Origin of the sequence: Streptomyces sp. R302 (assembly GCF_012927245.1) — a bacterium.
Taxonomy (GTDB): Bacteria; Actinomycetota; Actinomycetes; order Streptomycetales; family Streptomycetaceae; genus Streptomyces.
Genome location: NZ_JABBGE010000001.1, coordinates 975335 through 993889, shown reverse-complemented (window position 1 = coordinate 993889; position 18555 = coordinate 975335). Strand labels below are relative to the sequence as shown.

Annotated in this window: 14 protein-coding genes; 4 read left to right on the top strand and 10 right to left on the bottom strand. The window is 73.1% G+C overall.

Annotation, left to right across the window (positions count from 1 at the left end):
* Positions 1 to 229 precede the first annotated feature (229 nt).
* The 10 genes from HHL19_RS04570 to rsmH are packed head-to-tail and all read right to left on the bottom strand — an operon-like array spanning position 230 to position 12695.
* Complete coding sequence (locus HHL19_RS04570) at positions 230 to 1033, bottom strand: FtsQ-type POTRA domain-containing protein (RefSeq protein WP_169085708.1); 804 nt, start codon at positions 1031 to 1033, stop codon at positions 230 to 232.
* 25 nt (positions 1034 to 1058) lie between these two features.
* Positions 1059 to 2153, bottom strand: a complete 1095-nt coding sequence (gene murG, locus HHL19_RS04565) for an undecaprenyldiphospho-muramoylpentapeptide beta-N-acetylglucosaminyltransferase (RefSeq protein ID WP_169085706.1) — start codon at positions 2151 to 2153, stop codon at positions 1059 to 1061.
* A gap of 6 nt (positions 2154 to 2159) precedes the next feature.
* Positions 2160 to 3500: a putative lipid II flippase FtsW gene (gene ftsW, locus HHL19_RS04560; RefSeq protein WP_169085704.1), complete on the bottom strand. Its 1341-nt coding sequence runs from the start codon at positions 3498 to 3500 to the stop codon at positions 2160 to 2162.
* A gap of 55 nt (positions 3501 to 3555) precedes the next feature.
* Complete coding sequence (gene murD / locus HHL19_RS04555) at positions 3556 to 4995, bottom strand: UDP-N-acetylmuramoyl-L-alanine--D-glutamate ligase (protein WP_169085702.1); 1440 nt, start codon at positions 4993 to 4995, stop codon at positions 3556 to 3558.
* Positions 4977 to 6047 carry a phospho-N-acetylmuramoyl-pentapeptide-transferase gene (mraY, locus tag HHL19_RS04550; protein WP_169085700.1) on the bottom strand — a complete coding sequence of 357 codons (1071 nt, stop codon included), beginning with the start codon at positions 6045 to 6047 and terminating at the stop codon, positions 4977 to 4979. The genes murD and mraY overlap by 19 nt, the downstream gene beginning before the upstream one ends.
* Positions 6044 to 7468 carry a UDP-N-acetylmuramoyl-tripeptide--D-alanyl-D-alanine ligase gene (gene murF / locus HHL19_RS04545; protein WP_169085698.1) on the bottom strand — a complete coding sequence of 475 codons (1425 nt, stop codon included), beginning with the start codon at positions 7466 to 7468 and terminating at the stop codon, positions 6044 to 6046. The genes mraY and murF overlap by 4 nt, the downstream gene beginning before the upstream one ends.
* 4 nt (positions 7469 to 7472) lie before the next feature.
* Positions 7473 to 9143, bottom strand: a complete 1671-nt coding sequence (locus HHL19_RS04540) for a UDP-N-acetylmuramoyl-L-alanyl-D-glutamate--2,6-diaminopimelate ligase (RefSeq protein WP_169085696.1) — start codon at positions 9141 to 9143, stop codon at positions 7473 to 7475.
* An 18-nt stretch (positions 9144 to 9161) separates the two neighbouring features.
* Entirely contained in the window at positions 9162 to 11159 is a 1998-nt protein-coding gene (locus HHL19_RS04535; RefSeq protein ID WP_169085694.1) for a penicillin-binding protein 2, read from the bottom strand.
* A gap of 7 nt (positions 11160 to 11166) precedes the next feature.
* Positions 11167 to 11742 carry a hypothetical protein gene (locus tag HHL19_RS04530; RefSeq protein ID WP_346768249.1) on the bottom strand — a complete coding sequence of 192 codons (576 nt, stop codon included), beginning with the start codon at positions 11740 to 11742 and terminating at the stop codon, positions 11167 to 11169.
* Positions 11739 to 12695 carry a 16S rRNA (cytosine(1402)-N(4))-methyltransferase RsmH gene (gene rsmH, locus HHL19_RS04525; RefSeq protein ID WP_169085692.1) on the bottom strand — a complete coding sequence of 319 codons (957 nt, stop codon included), beginning with the start codon at positions 12693 to 12695 and terminating at the stop codon, positions 11739 to 11741. The genes HHL19_RS04530 and rsmH overlap by 4 nt, the downstream gene beginning before the upstream one ends.
* Before the next feature lie 318 nt (positions 12696 to 13013).
* Here rsmH and HHL19_RS04520 point away from each other — a divergent pair, with 318 nt between their 5' ends.
* The 4 genes from HHL19_RS04520 to HHL19_RS04505 all read left to right on the top strand — a co-directional run bounded on the left by HHL19_RS04520 (position 13014) and on the right by HHL19_RS04505 (position 18482).
* Positions 13014 to 13589 (top strand): carbonic anhydrase, encoded by a 576-nt coding sequence (locus HHL19_RS04520; protein WP_169085690.1) that lies wholly within the window; start codon positions 13014 to 13016, stop codon positions 13587 to 13589.
* A 146-nt stretch (positions 13590 to 13735) separates the two neighbouring features.
* On the top strand, positions 13736 to 14752 hold the full coding sequence (locus tag HHL19_RS04515) for an AAA family ATPase (RefSeq protein ID WP_169085688.1): 1017 nt from the start codon (positions 13736 to 13738) through the stop codon (positions 14750 to 14752).
* Entirely contained in the window at positions 14752 to 16134 is a 1383-nt protein-coding gene (locus tag HHL19_RS04510) for a DUF58 domain-containing protein (protein ID WP_169085686.1), read from the top strand. The genes HHL19_RS04515 and HHL19_RS04510 overlap by 1 nt, the downstream gene beginning before the upstream one ends.
* Positions 16131 to 18482, top strand: coding sequence for a DUF3488 and transglutaminase-like domain-containing protein (locus tag HHL19_RS04505; protein ID WP_169085685.1), 2352 nt, complete (start codon positions 16131 to 16133; stop codon positions 18480 to 18482). Before HHL19_RS04510 ends, HHL19_RS04505 begins: the two co-directional genes overlap by 4 nt.
* Positions 18483 to 18555: the final 73 nt, after the last annotated feature.

Genomic DNA, 18555 nt, shown 5'->3' with positions numbered 1-18555 from the left:
CGCGCCGCGACGACGGATGCCGATGGGGTGGTCCGTTGCGCCGACCCCAACCCTAACGTTGAAGTTTAGGGTTACCAGTGTCCCTGCCCGCTGGACTCTTCCGAACAGGACACTAAGTCGACGAGGTGCGCGCGTTCAACGAACACGCCGAACCTCCCGTTTTTCTTTTCACCCTATGTGATCACCCGTAGCGCTGGCCAACCAGGGTGCTGGCCAGCGCGGATGCGCGTCAACTCCCCGACGAGGCGGGTGCGCTGGGAGCACTTACATCGAAGTGCCCCGCTTTGGGGGTCGCCTTCATGAGGGCGGCCAGCACCCGGGCCTTGGCGGGCCCGTGTTCGGCGCTGCCCCAGAGGACGGTGCGACCACGGGTGAGCTCCAGAGTGACGGAGTCGTACGAGGACAGGCGTACGACACGGGTGTTCTTCGCGATCGCGTCCGGGAGTTCACTCCGTACGCGCACCGCCTCGGCGAGGAGCCGGTCCGCGTCGAACCGCCGCAGGCTGGGCGAAGCCGCCACGTCGAGGACCAGCCGGGGGACGCCGCGGGGCGGGGTGGTGACGGTCGCGAACGGAACGGCGTCGCCGTCCACTTCGGTGAAGGATCCGCGTTTTTCCAGAAGGAGCACGGGTTTCCGTTCGGTCACTTCGATCCTGATTCCGTGCGGCCAGGACCGGATCACGTCGACCGAGGCGATGCGCGGGAGTTCCTCCCGGAGCCGGGCGGCGATGGCGTCGGTGTCGACGGTGGCCAGCGGGGCGCCGACCGGGACGGCGGCGACGGCCTCGACCTGGGCCCGGGTGAGCACCGCCGTGCCCGAAGTCTTCACACCTTCCACACGGAACCAGGTGGAGCCGTAGAGCGCCCAGACCGTGCCGCCGGCGAGCAGGAGCAGGCCGACGGCGGCCAGGGCGAGCTTCAGTCCGGTCGGACGGAAGCGACCGCCTGTGCCTTCCGGCCGGGGCTGCCGGTCCGACGATCCTTTGGGCTTACTGGTGCCGCTCTTCTCCGCGGTCGTCGGTCCGGCTGCCACGCGCGCCTCTTCCCTCGGTCCCCCGCTACGCCTGTCGGCGGGCGGCGATCGCCTCGTACACCATGCCGACGAGCAGGTCGTCGGCGTCCCGGCGGCCGAACTCGGAGGCGGCGCGGGACATCTCGTACAGCCGGTGCGGATCGGCCAGTACGGGCAGGACGTTGGCCTGCACCCACTGCGGCGACAGCTCCGCGTCGTCGACGAGGAGTCCGCCGCCGGCCTTGACCACCGGCTGCGCGTTGAGCCGCTGTTCGCCGTTGCCGATGGGCAGCGGGACGTAGGCGGCGGGCAGTCCGACGGCGGAGAGCTCGGCGACGGTCATGGCGCCGGCGCGGCAGAGCATCATGTCGGCGGCGGCGTACGCGAGATCCATCCGGTCCACGTACGGTACCGGCACGTACGGCGGCATTCCGGGCATGTTGTCGACGCGCGGCACCTCGTTCTTCGGGCCGACCGCGTGCAGGATCTGGATGCCGGAGCGCTGGAGCACCGGGGCGATCTGCTGGATGACCTCGTTGAGCCGGCGGGCGCCCTGGGAGCCGCCGGACACGAGCAGCGTCGGCAGGTTGGGGTCGAGGCCGAAGGCGGCGCGCGCCTCGGGCCGGACCCTGGCCCGGTCGAGGGTGGCGATGGTGTGCCGCAGCGGGATGCCGATGTAACGGGCGTTGCGGAGCTTGGAGTCCGGGGTGGCGACGCCGACCCCGGCGGCGTACCGGGAGCCGATCTTGTTGGCGAGGCCGGGCCGGGCGTTGGCCTCGTGGACCACGATCGGCACGCCGAGGCGCTTGGCGGCGAGGTAGCCGGGCAGCGCCACGTAACCGCCGAAGCCGACCACGCAGTCCGCCTTGGTCCGCTCCAGGACCTGCTCGGCGGCCTTGATGGTGCCGCGCAGCCGCCCCGGGACGGTGATCAGCTCGGGGGTGGGCTTGCGGGGCAGCGGTACGGCGGGGATGAGCGCCAGCTCGTAGCCCCGCTCGGGCACGAGCCGGGTCTCCAGGCCCTTCTCCGTGCCCAGCGCCGTGATGCCCACGCTCGGGTCCTGCCTGCGCAGGGCGTCCGCGAGGGCGAGCGCCGGCTCGATGTGACCGGCGGTCCCCCCGCCGGCGAGTACGACATGCACCGAAATTCACCGCTCTCCGGACGGGCGCTTCTTGACGCGCCGTCGCATCGACTTCCATCTCACCCCGGCCCGCTTGCCCCAGCCGGGGCGGCGCATGGCCAGGGCCGCTTTCGCGGCGGGTTCCTGTCGCGCGAAGGCGATCAGGAGCCCGACGGCGAACATGGTCGGCAGCAGGGCCGACCCCCCGTACGAGAACAGCGGGAGCGGGACGCCGGCGATCGGCAGCAGACCGAGCACCGCACCGATGTTGACCACGGCCTGGGCCGTGATCCAGGTGGTCACGCCTCCCGCGGCGAATCGAACGAAGGGGTCCTCCGTGCGTCCGGCCACGCGGATACCCGCATAGCCTAGGGCCGCGAACAGGGCGACGACCGACAGCGTCCCCGCGAGGCCCAGTTCCTCACCGGTGACCGCGAAGATGAAGTCGGTGTGCGCTTCGGGTAGTTGGCCCCATTTTTCCACACTCGCACCGAGCCCGGAACCGAACCATCCGCCCGACGCCAGAGCATAGATTCCGTGCGCGGCCTGGAGGCACGGGGCCCCCTCGCCACCCGGATCGGTGGCGCCGATGCACTCGAAGCGCCGCATCCGGTTGGGGTTGGTCTTGATCAGCAGCACGCCGATCGACGTGGCCACCACGAGCACCCCGACGAAGAGGCGGGTGGGGGCGCCGGCCGTCCACAGCAGGCCGAAGAGGATCGCGGTGAGGATGATCGCGGTGCCCATGTCGCCGCCGAGCATGATCAGCCCGAGCAGCATGAAGGCACCGGGGACCAGCGGCACGAGCATGTGCTTCCACTGGGCGAGGAGCTTCATGTCCTGCTTGCGGGCGAGCAGGTCGGCGCCCCACAGGATCAGGCCCAGCTTGCCGAACTCGCTGGGCTGCAGCATGAAGGGGCCGCCCAGGGAGATCCAGTTCTGGTTGCCGCCGACGGAGTGCCCTATCCCCGGGATCTGCACGAGCACCATGAGGAAGATCGCGCCGACCAGGATCGGGTAGGCCAGCGCCCGGTGCAGCTTCACCGGGATCCGCGAGGCGACGAGCAGCAGTCCGGTGCCGAGCAGGGCCGCGAAGAACTGCTTGCGGAAGAAGTAGGACGGCACCAGCTCGTAGCGGAGCGCCGTGATCATCGAGGCCGAGTAGACCATCACCAGGCCGAGCGTGGTGATGAGCAGCCCCGCGCCGATGATCACGTAATACGCCGTGAGCGGCCGGTCCCAGGCCCGCTGCGCCCGCCGGTAGAGGCCGCGTACGCCTCCGCCGCGCGCCCCCCGCGGGGTCGCCGGCGCCGGCCCTCCGCCCGGTCGGGCGGAGGGCCGGCGCGTCCCGGCGATCTTGCTCGGCATGGTTCGCTGCCCCCTCCGGTCAGGCCCGGTAGGCCGGACCCTCGCAGTGGTCGGGTCAGGCGTCCCCGGTGGCGGCGAGGGCGCGGACCGCGTCCGCGAACGCCTCGCCCCGCTTGTTGTAGTTGGTGAACATGTCCATCGAGGCGCAGGCCGGGGCCAGCAGGACGGTGTCCCCCGGGCGGGCGAGCCGGGCCGCCTCGCGGACCGCCTCGGACATCGCCCCAGTGTCGGTCCGGTCGAGGTCCACCACCGGGACCTCCGGGGCGTGTCGCGCCAGGGCTTCGCGGATCAGCGCGCGGTCCGCGCCGATCAGCACGGCCCCGCGCAGCCGCTTCGCCGAGTTCTTCACCAGCTCGTCGAAGGTCGCGCCCTTGGCGAGGCCGCCGGCGATCCAGACGATCGGGTCGTAGGCGGCCAACGAGGCTTCGGCGGCGTGGGTGTTGGTGGCCTTGGAGTCGTCGACGTACGTCACGCCCTCGACCTCCTCGACCAGTTCGATCCGGTGCGGGTCGGGACGGAAGGCCCGCAGCCCGTCGCGTACGGCCTTGGCGTCGACGCCGAAGGCGCGGGCGAGGGCGGCGGCGGCGAGCGCGTTGGCGATGTTGTGGGGGGCCGGCGGCTGTACGTCGGCGACCTCGGCGAGCTCCTGGGCGTTCTTCTGCCGGTTCTCGACGAAGGCCCGGTCGACGAGGATGCCCTCGACGACGCCGAGCTGGGAGGGGCCGGGGGTGCCGAGGGTGAAGCCGATGGCGCGGCAGCCCTCCTCGACGTCGGCCTCGCGGACCAGGTCCTCGGTCGCCCGGTCGGCCACGTTGTACACGCAGGCGACCTGGTTGCCCTCGTAGATACGGCCCTTGTCGGCGGCGTACGCCTCCATGGAGCCGTGCCAGTCGAGGTGGTCGGGCGCGAGGTTGAGCACGGCGGCCGAGTGGGCGCGCACGGAGGGCGCCCAGTGCAGCTGGTAGCTGGAGAGCTCGACGGCGAGCACGTCGTACTCCTCGTCGCCGAGGACGGCGTCGAGGAGGGAGACGCCGATGTTGCCGACGGCGGCGGTCCGCAGCCCGGCCGCCTCCAGGATGGAGGCGAGCATCCGGGTCGTGGTGGTCTTGCCGTTGGTGCCGGTGATCGCCAGCCAGGGGGCCGCTCCGGGGCCCCGCAGCCGCCAGGCCAGCTCGACGTCGCCCCAGATCTCCACGCCCGCCTCGGCGGCGGCCGTGAAGAGCGGCTTGTCCGGCTGCCAGCCGGGGGTGGTGACGACCAGTTCGGTGCCGGCCGGCAGGGTCGCCCCGTCGCCGAGGCGGGCGGTGATCCCCTCCGCCTCCAGCGCGGCGGCCTGCGCCCGGGAGCGCTCGTCGTCGCCGTCGTTGACGACGGTCACCACGGCGCCCCGGGCGGCCAGGGCCCGGGCGGCCGGGATCCCGGACACCCCGAGACCCGCGACCGTGACGTGCTTGCCCCGCCAGTCCAGCTCTTCGCTCACTTGTCGGCTGCCCATCCCGCGTAGAAGAGGCCCAGGCCCACGATGACGCACATGCCCTGGATGATCCAGAACCGGACGACGACCAGGACCTCGGACCACCCCTTGAGTTCGAAGTGGTGCTGGAGGGGGGCCATCCGGAAGACGCGCTTGCCGGTCATCTTGAACGAGCCGACCTGGATGATCACGGAGAGGGTGATCAGCACGAACAGGCCGCCGAGCAGCGCGAGCAGCAGCTCCGTACGGGAGCAGATGGCGAGACCGGCCAGCGCGCCGCCGAGCGCGAGGGAGCCGGTGTCGCCCATGAAGATCTTGGCGGGCGAGGTGTTCCACCACAGGAAGCCGAAGCAGGCGCCCATGAGCGCGGAGGCCACGACCGCGAGGTCGAGCGGGTCGCGGACCTCGAAGCAGGCGTTCGGGTTGGTGAGGGTCAGCGCGTTGGCGCAGGACTCCTGGAACTGCCACAGGCCGATGAAGGTGTAGGCGCCGAAGACCATCACGGAGGCGCCGGTGGCCAGGCCGTCCAGACCGTCCGTCAGGTTCACGCCGTTGGACATGGCCAGGATCATGAAGAGCGCCCAGACCACGAAGAGGACGGGGCCGATCGTCCAGCCGAAGTCGGTGATGAAGGAGAGCTTCTCGGAGGCCGGGGTGAGCCCGCGCGCGTCCGCGAACTGGAGCGAGAGCACCGCGAAGGCGATGCCGACGATGAGCTGGCCGGCCATCTTCGCCTTGGCCCGCAGGCCCAGCGAACGCTGCTTGACGATCTTGATGTAGTCGTCGAGGAAGCCGACCAGGCCCATGCCGGCCATCAGGAACAGCACGAGGACGCCCGAGTACGTCGGGTCCTCGCCGGTGATGACCTTGGCCAGGGCGTACGCGATGAGCGTGGCCAGGATGAAGGAGATGCCGCCCATGGTGGGCGTGCCCTTCTTCCCTGCGTGGCCGCGCGGGCCGTCGTCGCGGATGAACTGCCCGTATCCCTTGCGGGCGAGGAGCTTGATGAGCAGCGGGGTGCCGACCAGGGTCAGGAAGAGGCCGATGGCCCCCGCGAAGAGGATCTGCCTCATCGGCCCGATACCTCGCCCTCAGCGTCGAGCAGCGCGAGCGCGACCTGCTCGAGACCGACCGACCGGGAGGCCTTCACCAGGACCACGTCCCCCGGGCGCAGTTCCCTGCGCAACAGGTCGACAGCCGCCTGCGCGTCGGACACGTGCACCGACTCCTCACCCCACGAACCCTCGTTATAGGCGCCCAGTTGCAGCCAGGACGCTTCCCTGTCCCCGACCGCGACGAGCTTGCTGACGTTGAGCCGGACGGCGAGCCGTCCGACCGCGTCGTGCTCGGCGAGCGACGCGTCACCGAGCTCGGCCATCCTGCCGAGCACCGCCCACGTGCGGGCCCCTCGGACCTGTCCGGCCCTGCCCATGGCCGCGAGCGCGCGCAGGGCGGCTCGCATGGACTCGGGGTTCGCGTTGTAGGCGTCGTTGACGATCGTCACGCCGTCCGGACGCTCGGTGACCTCCATGCGCCAGCGCGAAAGGGAGCCGGCCTCGGAGAGCGCGGTGGCGATCTCCTCGACAGGCATGCCCAGCTCGTGCGCGACGGCGGCCGCTGCGAGCGCGTTCGACACGTGGTGCTCACCGTACAGGCGCAAGGTCACGTCGCTGCACCCGGTGGGTGTGTGGAGCGTGAAAGAAGGCTGTCCGGACTCTGTGAGACGGACGTTCTCGGCACGTACGGCCGCTTCGTCCGCTTCGCCGAAGAGGATCACGCGGGCCTTGGTGCGGCTCGCCATCGCGCGGACGAGGGGGTCGTCGGCGTTGAGGACCGCCACTCCGCCGTCCTCGGCGGACGGCAGGGACTCGACGAGCTCGCCCTTGGCCTCGGCGATCTGCTCGCGTCCGCCGAACTCGCCGATGTGGGCGGTGCCCACGTTGAGGACGAGCCCGATCCGGGGCGGGGTGAGCCCGGTCAGGTAGCGGATGTGACCGATGCCGCGGGCGCCCATCTCCAGGACGAGGTGCCGGGTCTCCCCGGTGGCCTTCAGCGCGGTGAGCGGCAGGCCGATCTCGTTGTTGAGGGAGCCGGGCGTCCAGACGGTGGGCGCGTGGCGGTCGAGGACCTGGGCGATCAGGTCCTTGGTGGAGGTCTTTCCTGCCGAGCCGGTGAGGGCGACGACATCGGTGCCGAGCCGCTCGACGACCAGGCGGGCGAGGGCGCCGAGGGCGCCCTGCACGTCGTCCACGACGATCGCGGGGACGCCGACGGGGCGGGCGGCGAGCACCGCCGCCGCGCCCGCCGCGACGGCGCGCTCCGCGTAGTCGTGGCCGTCGACGCGCTCGCCGGCGAAGGCGGCGAACAGGCTGCCGGGCTTCACCTCACGGGAGTCGATGACGACGGGCCCGGTGATCCGGGCGCCCGGATCCGGTATGTCGTGCGCCTGCCCGCCGACGATTTCGGCGATCTCGGCGAGGGAGAGGGCGATCACTGCTTCATCCCTGACTGTTCTGGTGACGGTGTTCGTTCGCTGCTTCGATCGCGGCGCGGAGGACCTGGCGGTCGTCGAAGGGACGGACCTGCCCGGCGATCTCCTGGCCCTGCTCGTGGCCCTTGCCGGCGACCAGGACGGTGTCGCCCGGCCGGGCGCGGGCGACGGCGGCGGCGATGGCGGCGGCCCGGTCGGGTTCGACCAGGACGGCGCCGCGCTCGGCGGCGGGCACCTCGGCGGCGCCCGCGAGCATCGCGGTGAGGATCGCGAGCGGGTCCTCGGAGCGGGGGTTGTCGGAGGTCAGTACGGCGGTGTCGGCGAGCCGGGCCGTGGCGGCGCCCATCGGGCCGCGCTTGGTGGTGTCCCGGTCGCCGCCGCAGCCGATGACCACGTGCAGCCGGCCCTCGGTGACCTCGCGGAGCGAGCGCAGCACCGATTCGACGGCGTCGGTCTTGTGCGCGTAGTCGACGACGGCGAGGTACGGCTGGCCGGCGTCGACGCGCTCCAGGCGGCCGGGGACGCCGGGGACGGCGGCGACGCCGTCGGCGGCGGTCCGCGGGTCGAGCCCGGCGGTCGCGAGGGTCGCGATGGCGGCGAGGGTGTTGGCGACGTTGAAGGGGCCGGGCAGCGGGGCGGTGGCGGGGATCCGCTCGCCCTCGGGGCCGACGGCCGTGAAGGTGGAGTCGGCGGCGCCCAGGACGACGTCCTCGGCGCGCCAGTCGGCGTCGGCGCGGCCCTCGGCGGAGAAGGTGACGACCGGGACGGTCGCCTCCTTGGCGAGCCGGCGGCCGTACTCGTCGTCGGCGTTCACGACGCCGAGCCGGCTGCGCTCGGGGGTGAAGAGGGTCGCCTTGGCCCGGAAGTAGTCCTCCATGTCGGAGTGGAACTCCATGTGCTCCGGGCTGAGGTTGTTGAAGACGGCGACGTCGAAGACGCAGCCGTCGACCCGGCCGAGCACGAGGGCGTGGCTGGAGACCTCCATGGCGACGGCCTCGACGCCCCGCTCGCGCATGACGGCGAAGAGGGCCTGGAGGTCGGTGGCCTCGGGGGTGGTGCGCTCCGACTTGATGCGCTCGTCGCCGATCCGCATCTCGACGGTGCCGACGAGCCCGGTGGGCTTCCCGGCGCCGCGCAGTCCGCCCTCGACGAGGTAGGCGGTGGTGGTCTTGCCGGAGGTGCCGGTGATGCCGATCTGCAGGAGGCCCTCGCCGGGGCGGCCGTAGATCTCGGCGGCGAGTTCGCCCATCCGGCCGCGCGGGTCCCCCACGACGAGGACGGGCAGGCCGGTGGCGGCGGCGCGGTCGGCTCCGGTCGGGTCGGTGAGGACCGCGGCGGCGCCGAGGCCGGCGGCCTGGGCGACGAAGTCGGCGCCGTGCAGGCGGGCGCCGGGCAGGGCCGCGTACACGTCCCCGGGGCGCACGGCCCGGGAGTCGTGGGTGATGCCCGAGACGGGGACGCCGTGTGCGGCGTCGGGGAGCTCGGTGCCCAACCGTGCCGCGAGCTCGCCCAGGGGTGTCGGGCGGGCCTGCTCCGGGCGGGGCGGGGTGGTTCGGGACTGATCAGCGTGTGGCACGGCGGTGAGCGTACCGGGCGCACCCTGCGGGGGACCAAACGAGCCGGGGGCGTCGCCGGAGTTCGATTTCCGGTTCCCGGAGTGGGGGGTGATCGTCGTCACTGGTGGTGCTCCCGGGGGTCACGGGGTGGGTTCGAAGGTGACCGGCAGACGCGGGGGCGCGCTGCCGGTGGGGGCCACGTGGAGGGTCTTGAGCGCGAACTCCATGACCTTCTTGTAGATGGGGCCGCAGATCTGGCCGCCGAAGTAGCTGCCCTTGGTGGGGTTCTGGATGGCGCAGTAGACGGTGACCCGGGGCTGGTCGGCGGGGGCGAAGCCGGCGAAGGAGGCGGTGTAGCCCTTGTAGCGGCCGAGTTCGGGGTCGACCCGGTTGGCGGTGCCGGTCTTTCCTGCGACGCGGTAGCCGGGGATGGCGGCCTTGGTGCCGGTGCCCTCGCGGTCGTCGACGACTGATTCCAGCATCTGGGCGAGGGTCTTGGCGGTCTGCTCGCCGACCACGCGGTTCTCGGTGGGCTTCTCGGCGGGGGTGAAGCGCCCGTCGGGGCCCTTGGTGCCGCGGACCAGGGTGGGTTCGATGCGTACGCCTCCGTTGGCGATGGTCGAGTAGACGGAGGCGGCCTGGAGGGCGTTGACGGAGAGGCCCTGGCCGAAGGGGATCGTGTACTGCTGCGAGGTGGACCAGTCCTCGGGCTTGGCGAGGATGCCGGCGGTCTCGCCGGGGAACCCGAGGCCGGTGGGGCTGCCGATGCCGAAGCGGCGGAGGTAGCCGTCGAGGATCCGGTTGGACTCGGCCTGGTCCTTGCCGAGCTGGCCGGTGGCGAGGATGGTGCCGATGTTGCTGGACTTGGCGAGGACGCCGTTGAGCGTCAGGTACCAGGTCGGGTGGTCGATGTCGTCCTTGAAGAGCCGGTCGCCGCGGTGGAGCCGGTTGGGGACGGTGACGTGGGTGTCCGCGGCGGCCTTGCCCTCCTCCAGGACGGCGGCCATGGACATGACCTTGCTGGTGGAGCCGGGCTCGTAGGCGTCCTGGAGGGCGGCGTTGCCCATGGCGGCGGCGTTGGCGGCGGAGAGGTCGTTGGGGTCGAAGCCGGGGGCGTTGGCCATGGCGAGGACCTCGCCGGTGCGGGTGTCCTGGACGATGACGTAACCGCGGTCGGCCTTCGACTTGCGGACCTGCTCGCTGATGGCCTGCTGGGCGGCCCACTGGATGTCCCGGTCGATGGTGAGCTCGACGTCGGAGCCGGGGACGGCGGGGGTGCCCTGGGAGCCGGCGGTGGGGACCTGCCGGCCGCCGGAGGCGGTGAAGCGGATCTTGCCGTCCTTGCCCGCGAGTTCGGGGTCGAGCAGGGACTCGATGCCGCCCGCGCCCCGGCCCTCGGCGTTGACGAAGCCCAGTATCCCGGCGCCGAGGTCCCCGTTGGGGTAGACCCGCTTGGTGCTGGGCTCGCTGAGGACGCCGCCGAGCAGGTTGACGCCGGTGCCGCCGGGGGCCTGGGCCTTCTGCGCGTAGACCTTCTTGAGGTCCTTGATCTGGTTCCAGACCTGCGGGGTCTGCTTGCGGGCGAGCAGGGTGTAGCGGGACTTGGGGGTGCGGAGCTTCTTGGCCAGCTCGGCCGGTTCCCTGCCGAGGACCGGGGCGAGGAGCGCGGCGGCCTGTTCGGGCGCGTCGCGGACCTTGGACTCCTCGGGGGTGAAGAGCTTCGGGTCGGCGGTGATGTCGTAGGCGTCGACACTGGTGGCGAGGGCGATGCCGTTGCGGTCGGTGATCTCGCCGCGCTCGGCGGAGAGCGTGTACTCCTGGTAGCGGTACCGGTCGGCCTTGGCCGCGTACGCGCTGGCGTCGACGGCCTGGACCTGGAGCAGCCGCACCACGAAGGCCAGCATGACGAGGGTGAGGCCCACGGAGATCAGGCGCAGCCGGGGCCGGGGGCTGCCGAGCTTGATGGTGCGCGGCCTGCGGACCGGCGGGCGGGGCGCGGGCCGGCGGGCGGGCGGGCGCTCGGCGGGGCGGGGGGTACGCGCGCCGTTCCGGGCGCCGTTCCGGGCGGCGGGCCGGGGGCGGGCGGCCGGGCGTGCGGGGCCGGGGACGCGGCGGCGCGGGGGCTCCTTGGAGGGCACTGCTCGGTCACCTGCCGGAGGTCGTGGGGGCGGTCGTGGGCGCTGCCGGAGTCGCGGCCGAGGTCGCTGCCGAGGTCACGCTCGGCTTCGGGGTGGCGCCCGTCTCCCGCGTACGGGCCTGGTCCGGGTCACCGGTGCGGTCCGGGTCCCCGGTGCGGTCCGGTTCGCTCGGCGTGCGGGAGGGCTTCGACGAGGGCTTGGGGGACGGCTTCGGGGAGGCGGCGACGGTGGGCTCGCCGAGGACCTTGCCGTCGGGGCCGAGGAAGGCGGGACTGCCGCCGGGGACCATGCCGAGCTCGCGGGCGCGGCGCTCCAGGGCGTCGGGGGCGGCGTCGGCGTCGACGTCGCGCTGGAGCGCCTGCTCCTCGTCGGTGAGCTCGGTGGTGCGGTCCTTGAGCTCGCGCAGCTTGAAGGAGCCCTGGTTGAGGGCGGAGTTGAGCAGCAGCAGGGTGATGAGCCCGCCGCCGAGGAGGAGGACGACGAGCAGGACGAAGGGGGTGCGGGCGGCCGTGCTGGGACCGGACGGCATCAGCCGTCCGAGCCGCGCGGCCCGGCCTTTGAGCGGCCCCCTCGCCGTGCTCACAGCACGTCCTCCCGGATGCGCTCGACGCCCCGGAGGCGGGCGGGGGCGGCCCGGCGGTTCTCGGCCACCTCCTCCTCGGTGGGGAGTTCGGCGCCGCGGGTGAGGAGCTTGAGGCGGGGCTGGTACTGCTCGGGGACGACCGGGAGGCCGGGCGGGGCGGTGGTGGCCGCGCCCGCCGCGAAGACCTGCTTGACCAGGCGGTCCTCCAGGGAGTGGTACGAGAGGACGGCGACCCGGCCGCCGACGGCGAGGGCCTTCACGGCGGCGGGGATGGCCCGCTCCAGGACGCTCAGCTCGCCGTTGACCTCGATGCGCAGGGCCTGGAAGGTGCGCTTGGCGGGGTTGCCGCCGGTGCGCTTGGCGGCCTGCGGGAGGGCGTCGCGGATGAGCTCGACGAGCCGGGCACTGTTGCTGAACGGCTCCTTCTCGCGCTCGCGGACGATGGCGGAGACGATCCGCTTGGCCTGCTTCTCCTCGCCGTAGGCGCGCAGGATGCGGACGAGCTCGCCGGCCGGGTAGGTGTTGAGGACCTCGGCGGCGCTCATGCCGGCCGTCTGGTCCATGCGCATGTCGAGCGGGGCGTCCTGCGCGTAGGCGAAGCCGCGGTCGGCCTCGTCCAGCTGCATGGAGGAGACGCCGAGGTCGAAGAGGACGCCGTCGACCTTGTCGATGCCGAGCCGGTCGAGGACCTCGGGCAGTTCGTCGTAGACCGCGTGGACGAGGGTGGCGCGGTCCCCGTAGGGGGCGAGCCGCTCGCCGGAGAGGCGCAGGGCCTCCTTGTCGCGGTCGAGGGCGACGAGCCGGGCCTCGGGGAAGGCGCGCAGCAGGGCCTCGCTGTGTCCGCCGAGCCCCAGGGTGCAGTCGACGACGACGGCTCCCGGGCGCTGGAGGGCAGGGGCCAACATGTCCAGGCATCGCTGGAGCATCACCGGGACGTGTCGGTCGTTGCTCAACGCACCCTCTCAGAACGGGCACGGCGAGCGGGATGGAGGCCGAGCCGTGGGTGCCGCCGCGCACACGGGGGAGAAACCGCTTCAAATCGCTCGATTGTCTCCAGGAACTCCGCGTCACTCTAGTCCACGGAGGGGGCCGGTCAATCAACCGGCTGGCGCGCCGCGCGGCGCCAGGCACGGTGGCGGACATTCCGGACGGTTCACTCGATCGGCGGCACGCGGCGGCCGCTGTGGGTTAGCTCACACGCGGGTTCATTGGCGTTCTTTGTCCTCTTCTCACAGCGGGCCCGCGAGGGTGGTGCCCATTACGGTCGAGCCATGACGACCTCCGCACACCCCTCCCCCGACGCCGGTGACTCGGTCACCGAGCGGCTCGTCGAGGCGAACGCGCGGTACGCCGCCGACTTCACCGACCCGGGCATGGACGCGCGACCGGTGCTCCGCGTCGCCGTCGTGGCCTGCATGGACGCCCGGCTCGACCTGCACGCCGCGCTCGGTCTCGAACTCGGCGACTGCCACACCATCCGCAACGCGGGCGGGGTCGTCACCGACGACGTGATCCGCTCCCTCACCATCAGCCAGCGGGCGCTCGGCACGCGCGCGGTGATGCTGGTGCACCACACCGGCTGCGGCCTGGAGCAGCTCACCGAGGACTTCCGGCACGAGCTGGAGGACGAGGTGGGCCAGCGGCCGGCCTGGGCGGTCGAGGCCTTCCGGGACGTGGACCAGGACGTGCGGCAGTCGATGCAGCGGGTCCGGACCTCGCCGTTCCTGCCGCACACGGACGACGTCCGGGGCTTCGTCTTCGACGTGGCGACGGGCTTGCTGCGCGAGATCCGCCCTGTGGAGAATGGTTCCGGCTCCGGCCCGAGCACACCTTCCGCCGCCGCGTAAGACGACAAACCCCGGCATTCCGACCGCGGTTGTCCACAGGCGAGTGACAGGGCCCGGCCATCCCAACCAGAATGCCCGGGTGACACCCCCCGTACATCCCAGCGGGGGCAGGTGTCCGTGTTCCTGCAAGGCCGAGGAGGGCCGGGGTGACGACCTATGACGACCGAGCGAGCCTCACAGACTTGACCACCACCGCGGAGCGGGTGCGCGGTTCGGTGGAGAGCGTGATCGAGGGCAAGCCCGAGGTCGTACGTCTCGCGCTGACGGTGCTGCTCGCGGAGGGGCACCTCCTCATCGAGGACGTGCCCGGTGTCGGCAAGACCATGCTCGCCAAGACGCTCGCGCGGTCCATCGACTGCTCGGTGCGCCGCATCCAGTTCACCCCCGACCTGCTGCCGTCGGACGTCACCGGCGTGTCGATCTTCGACCAGCAGCGCCGGGAGTTCGAGTTCAAGCCGGGCGCGATCTTCGCCCAGATCGTCATCGGCGACGAGATCAACCGCGCCTCGCCGAAGACGCAGTCCGCGCTCCTGGAGTCCATGGAGGAGCGCCAGGTCACCATCGACGGGCACACCTACGAACTGCCCAGCCCGTTCATGGTCGTGGCCACCCAGAACCCGGTCGAGATGGAGGGCACCTACCCGCTGCCCGAGGCCCAGCGCGACCGCTTCATGGCCCGGGTCTCCATCGGCTACCCGAGCGCCGAGGCCGAGTTCCAGATGCTCGACGTGCACGGGGCGGTCAACCCGCTGGACGACCTCCAGCCGGTCGCCCACGCCCACGAGATCCTCAAGCTGATCGAGGCGGTCCGCACGGTGCACGTCGCCGACGCCGTGCGGCGGTACGCCGTCGACATCGTCGCCGCCACCCGCAACCACCCCGACCTGCGGCTCGGCGCCTCCCCGCGCGCCACGCTCCACCTGCTGCGGGCCGCCAGGGCCTCCGCCGCCCTCGCCGGCCGCGAGTACGTGCTGCCCGACGACCTCCAGGCGCTGGCCGTGCCGGTCCTCGCGCACCGGCTGCTGCCCACCGCGCAGGCCCAGCTCAACCGTCGCAACGCCGAGCAGGTCGTCCTCGACATCCTCCAGCGGACCCCCGTCCCGTCCGCGGCCCCGCCCGCCGGCCCGCTCTACGGCCGGCAGCCCGGGGGCCGGCAGCTGTGATGTCGACCCCCGCCGCACCCCGGGGGCAGCGGGCCGACGACCGTGAGGGCCCCCGGGCCGAGGACGGCCGGGGCGGCCTGCGGGCCGCCCTCGGCGGGCTCACCACCCGCGGCCGGTCCTTCCTGGCCGCCGGGGCGGCCGCCGCCGTCTGCGCCTACGTGCTCGGCCAGGCCGACCTGCTCCGGGTCGGCCTGCTGCTCGCCAGCCTGCCGCTGATCTGCGCCTTCGTCCTGCACCGCACCCGCTACCGGGTCGCCACCTCCCGCCGGCTCACCCCGCAGCGGGTGGAGGCGGGCACCGAGGCCCGGGTCCAGCTCCGCATGGAGAACGTCTCCAAGCTCCCCACCGGGCTGCTGATGCTCCAGGACCACGTGCCGTACATGCTCGGCCCCCGCCCCCGCTTCGTCCTCGACCGGGTCGAGGCCGCCGGCCGGCGCGAGGTCTCCTACCGGGTCCGCTCCGACCTGCGCGGCCGCTTCCCGCTCGGCCCGCTCCAGCTCCGGCTGAGCGACCCCTTCGGGATGTGCGAGCTGACCCGCTCGTTCCACGCGTACGACACCCTGACCGTCGTCCCGCGCACCACCCCGCTGCCCGCGGTCCGGCTCGGCGGCGAGGCCTCCGGGCACGGGGAGGGCCGGCAGCGCGCCCTCGCCCTCGCCGGCGACGACGACGTCATCCCGCGCGTCTACCGGCACGGCGACGACCTGCGCCGGGTCCACTGGCGCTCCACCGCCCGGTACGGCGAGCTGATGGTCCGCCGCGAGGAGCAGCCCCAGCGCTCCCACTGCACGGTCCTCCTCGACACCCGCCGGGTCGGCTACCAGGGCTCGGGCCCCGACTCCGCCTTCGAGTGGGCCGTCGCCGGCGCCGCCTCCGTCCTCACCCACATGCTGGAGCGCGGCTACGCGGTCCGGCTGCTCACCGACACCGGCACCGCCGTCCCCGGCGAGGGCTCCGACGGCGGGTACGCCGGCACGGCCTCCGGCGACTCCGCGGAGACCGCCGGGCTGCTGATGGACACCCTCGCGATCGTCGACCACTCCGACGGCGCCGGGCTCTCCCGCGCCTCCGACGTGCTGCGCGCCGGCGGCGACGGGCTGCTCGTCGCCTTCCTCGGCGACCTCGACGAGGAGCAGGCCGCGCGGGCCGGACGGATGCGGGCCCGGGCCGGCGCGGCCGTCGCCTTCGTCCTGGACTCCGGCTCCTGGCTCACCGGCGGCGCCGTGACCGGGGCCGTCGAGGCCCGGATCCGGCAGCTGCGCGAGGCCGGCTGGACCGTGGTCTCCGTACCGCCGGGCGGCCGGATGGCCGACCTCTGGCAGCAGGCCGCCGGGGCGCTGCGGGACACCGCCGCCGCAGACAGCTACGGAGGATGGGCATGAGCGGGCTCACCCGCCTGACACTGGCCGCCTGGGCGGCCTCCCTGATGGCCGCCGGGGCGCTGCTGCCGCTGGTCAAGCCGGCCTCCTGGATCTTCACCGCCGCCTTCCTGCTCGCCCTGCAGAGCGGCACCGGCATGCTGTGCCGGCGGGTGCCGCTGGCCCGGCCGCTGACGGTCGGCGCCCAGCTCCTCGTCGGCGTGCTCGCGCTGACCGTGGTCTTCGCCCGCGAGCAGGCGCTCCTCGGCTTCCTGCCGGGGCCGCTCGCGGTCCAGCACGTGGCCGAGCTGTTCCGGCTCGGCGCCGAGGACGTCGGCACCTACGCGATCCCCGCCCCGGACACCGAGGGCATCCGGCTGATGCTGGTCGCCGGCGTGATGGCGATCGGCCTGCTCGTGGACGTCCTGGCGGTCACCTTCCGCCGCGCCGCCCCGGCCGGTCTGCCGCTGCTCGCGCTGTACTCGGTGGCCGCCGGGCTCTCCGGGGGCGGCGCGGGCCGGCTCTGGTTCGTGCTCGCCGCCGCCGGCTACCTCCTGCTGCTCCTCGCCGAGGGCCGCGACCGGCTCTCCGCCTGGGGCCGGGTCTTCGGCGGCGCCCAGCGCAGCGGCCGGCCCGGCTCGCTCGTGGGCACCGGGACGTCCTTCGCGCCGGTGCGCACCGGCCGCCGGATCGGCGCCGTCGCCATGGGTACGGCCCTGGTGGTGCCGCTGGTCCTGCCGGGCTTCTCCGGCGGGCTCCTGGGCACCGGCGGCGGAGGGGCCGCGGGCGGGGGCGGCAGGGGCGGCGGCACCATCGCCGCGGTGAACCCGCTGGTCTCGCTCCAGGACAACCTGCGGCAGCCGGAGGACTTCGAGGTCCTGCGCTACCGCACCAACGCCCTGGACAACAGCGATCTCTATCTGCGGCTCGTCGCCCTCGACCAGTTCGACGGCACCTCGTGGAAGTCCTCGGTCCGCCCGATCGAGGCCGTGCCGAAGTCGCTGCCGTGGCCGAACGGCCTCGCGCAGTCCGTCCGCACCGCCGAGGTGACCAGCAACTTCGTCGCCTCGGAGGGGTACGACCAGAAGTGGCTGCCGATGCCGTTCCCGGCCGCCCGGGTCGACATCGAGGGGCGCTGGCGGTTCGAGCCGGCCGGCCGGATGCTCGTCGGCGACGACAAGCAGAGCACCAAGGGCGTCCGCTACCAGGTGACCAGCCTCGACGTGCAGCCCACGGCCGAGCAGCTCGCCCAGGCGGGCCCGGCGCCGGACGCGCTGCTCCGCGAGTACACCAAGGTGCCGGGGAGCCTGCCCGCCGACGTGAAGTCGACGGCTGTGGAGGTCACCAAGGACGCGGCCAACGACTACGAGCGGGCGGTCCGGCTCCAGGACTGGTTCTCGGAGGACGGCGGCTTCCGCTACGACGTCTCCGTGACGTCCGGGACGGGCACGGAGGCGATCTCCCGCTTCCTGAAGGACAAGAAGGGATTCTGTATCCACTTCTCGTTCTCGATGGCGGCGATGGCCCGCACGCTGGGCATCCCGGCGCGGGTCGCGGTCGGCTTCATGCCCGGCACCGACCAGTCCGACGGTTCGGTCTCGGTCGGCATCCGGGACGCCCACGCCTGGCCCGAGCTGTACTTCGAGGGCGCCGGCTGGACCCGCTTCGAGCCGACGCCGTCCCGCGGCTTCACCCCCGCGTACACCCGGCAGACCTCTCCCACCACCGGTCCGACCGGCCCGGCGCAGCCCTCGCAGGCGGCCTCGGCCCAGCCTTCGGCGACGCCGAGGGCCTCGAAGAGCTGCCCGCCGCAGATGCGGCGGCTCGGCGAGTGCGATCGGCCCGTGACGGCGGCGGACGACGCGTCCTCCGGCGGCGGCACGGACTTCCTGAAGCTCGCCGCCTGGACCCTGGCGATCCTGCTGCTCCTCGCCGTCCCCCTCACCCCGCTCCTCTGGCGGACCCGGGTACGGGCCCGCCGGCTCTCCCCCTCGGGAGGACCGCTCGCGGTGTGGCGGGAGATCGGCGACACGGCCTGGGACTACGGGCTCGAACCGGACGACGCGCAGACGCCGCGGCGGACGGCGGAACGGATCGTCCGGGCGGGTTCCCTGACGGGTGCGGCGGCGGAGTCCGTCCACCGCGTGGCCGGCGCGGTCGAGGAGACCCTCTACTCCCCGTCTCCCCGCCCGACGCAGGGCCTGGCACAGGACGCGACCCGCGTCCGCCACGCCTTCCACGCGAACGCCACCCGAGGCGTACGCCTCCGAGCCCTCCTGACCCCCCGCTCAGCCGCCCGCCTCCACTGGTCCGCCTCCACCAAATGGACCACCCTGAAGTCCCGAACCCCCCGCCTCCGCGGCAACCCGTAGGAGCGGACGTCCCACTAGGACGGTGCCCTCCCCGTGTGGGCAGGCGTCCCGCAGGGCGGGACGGGTGGGCACA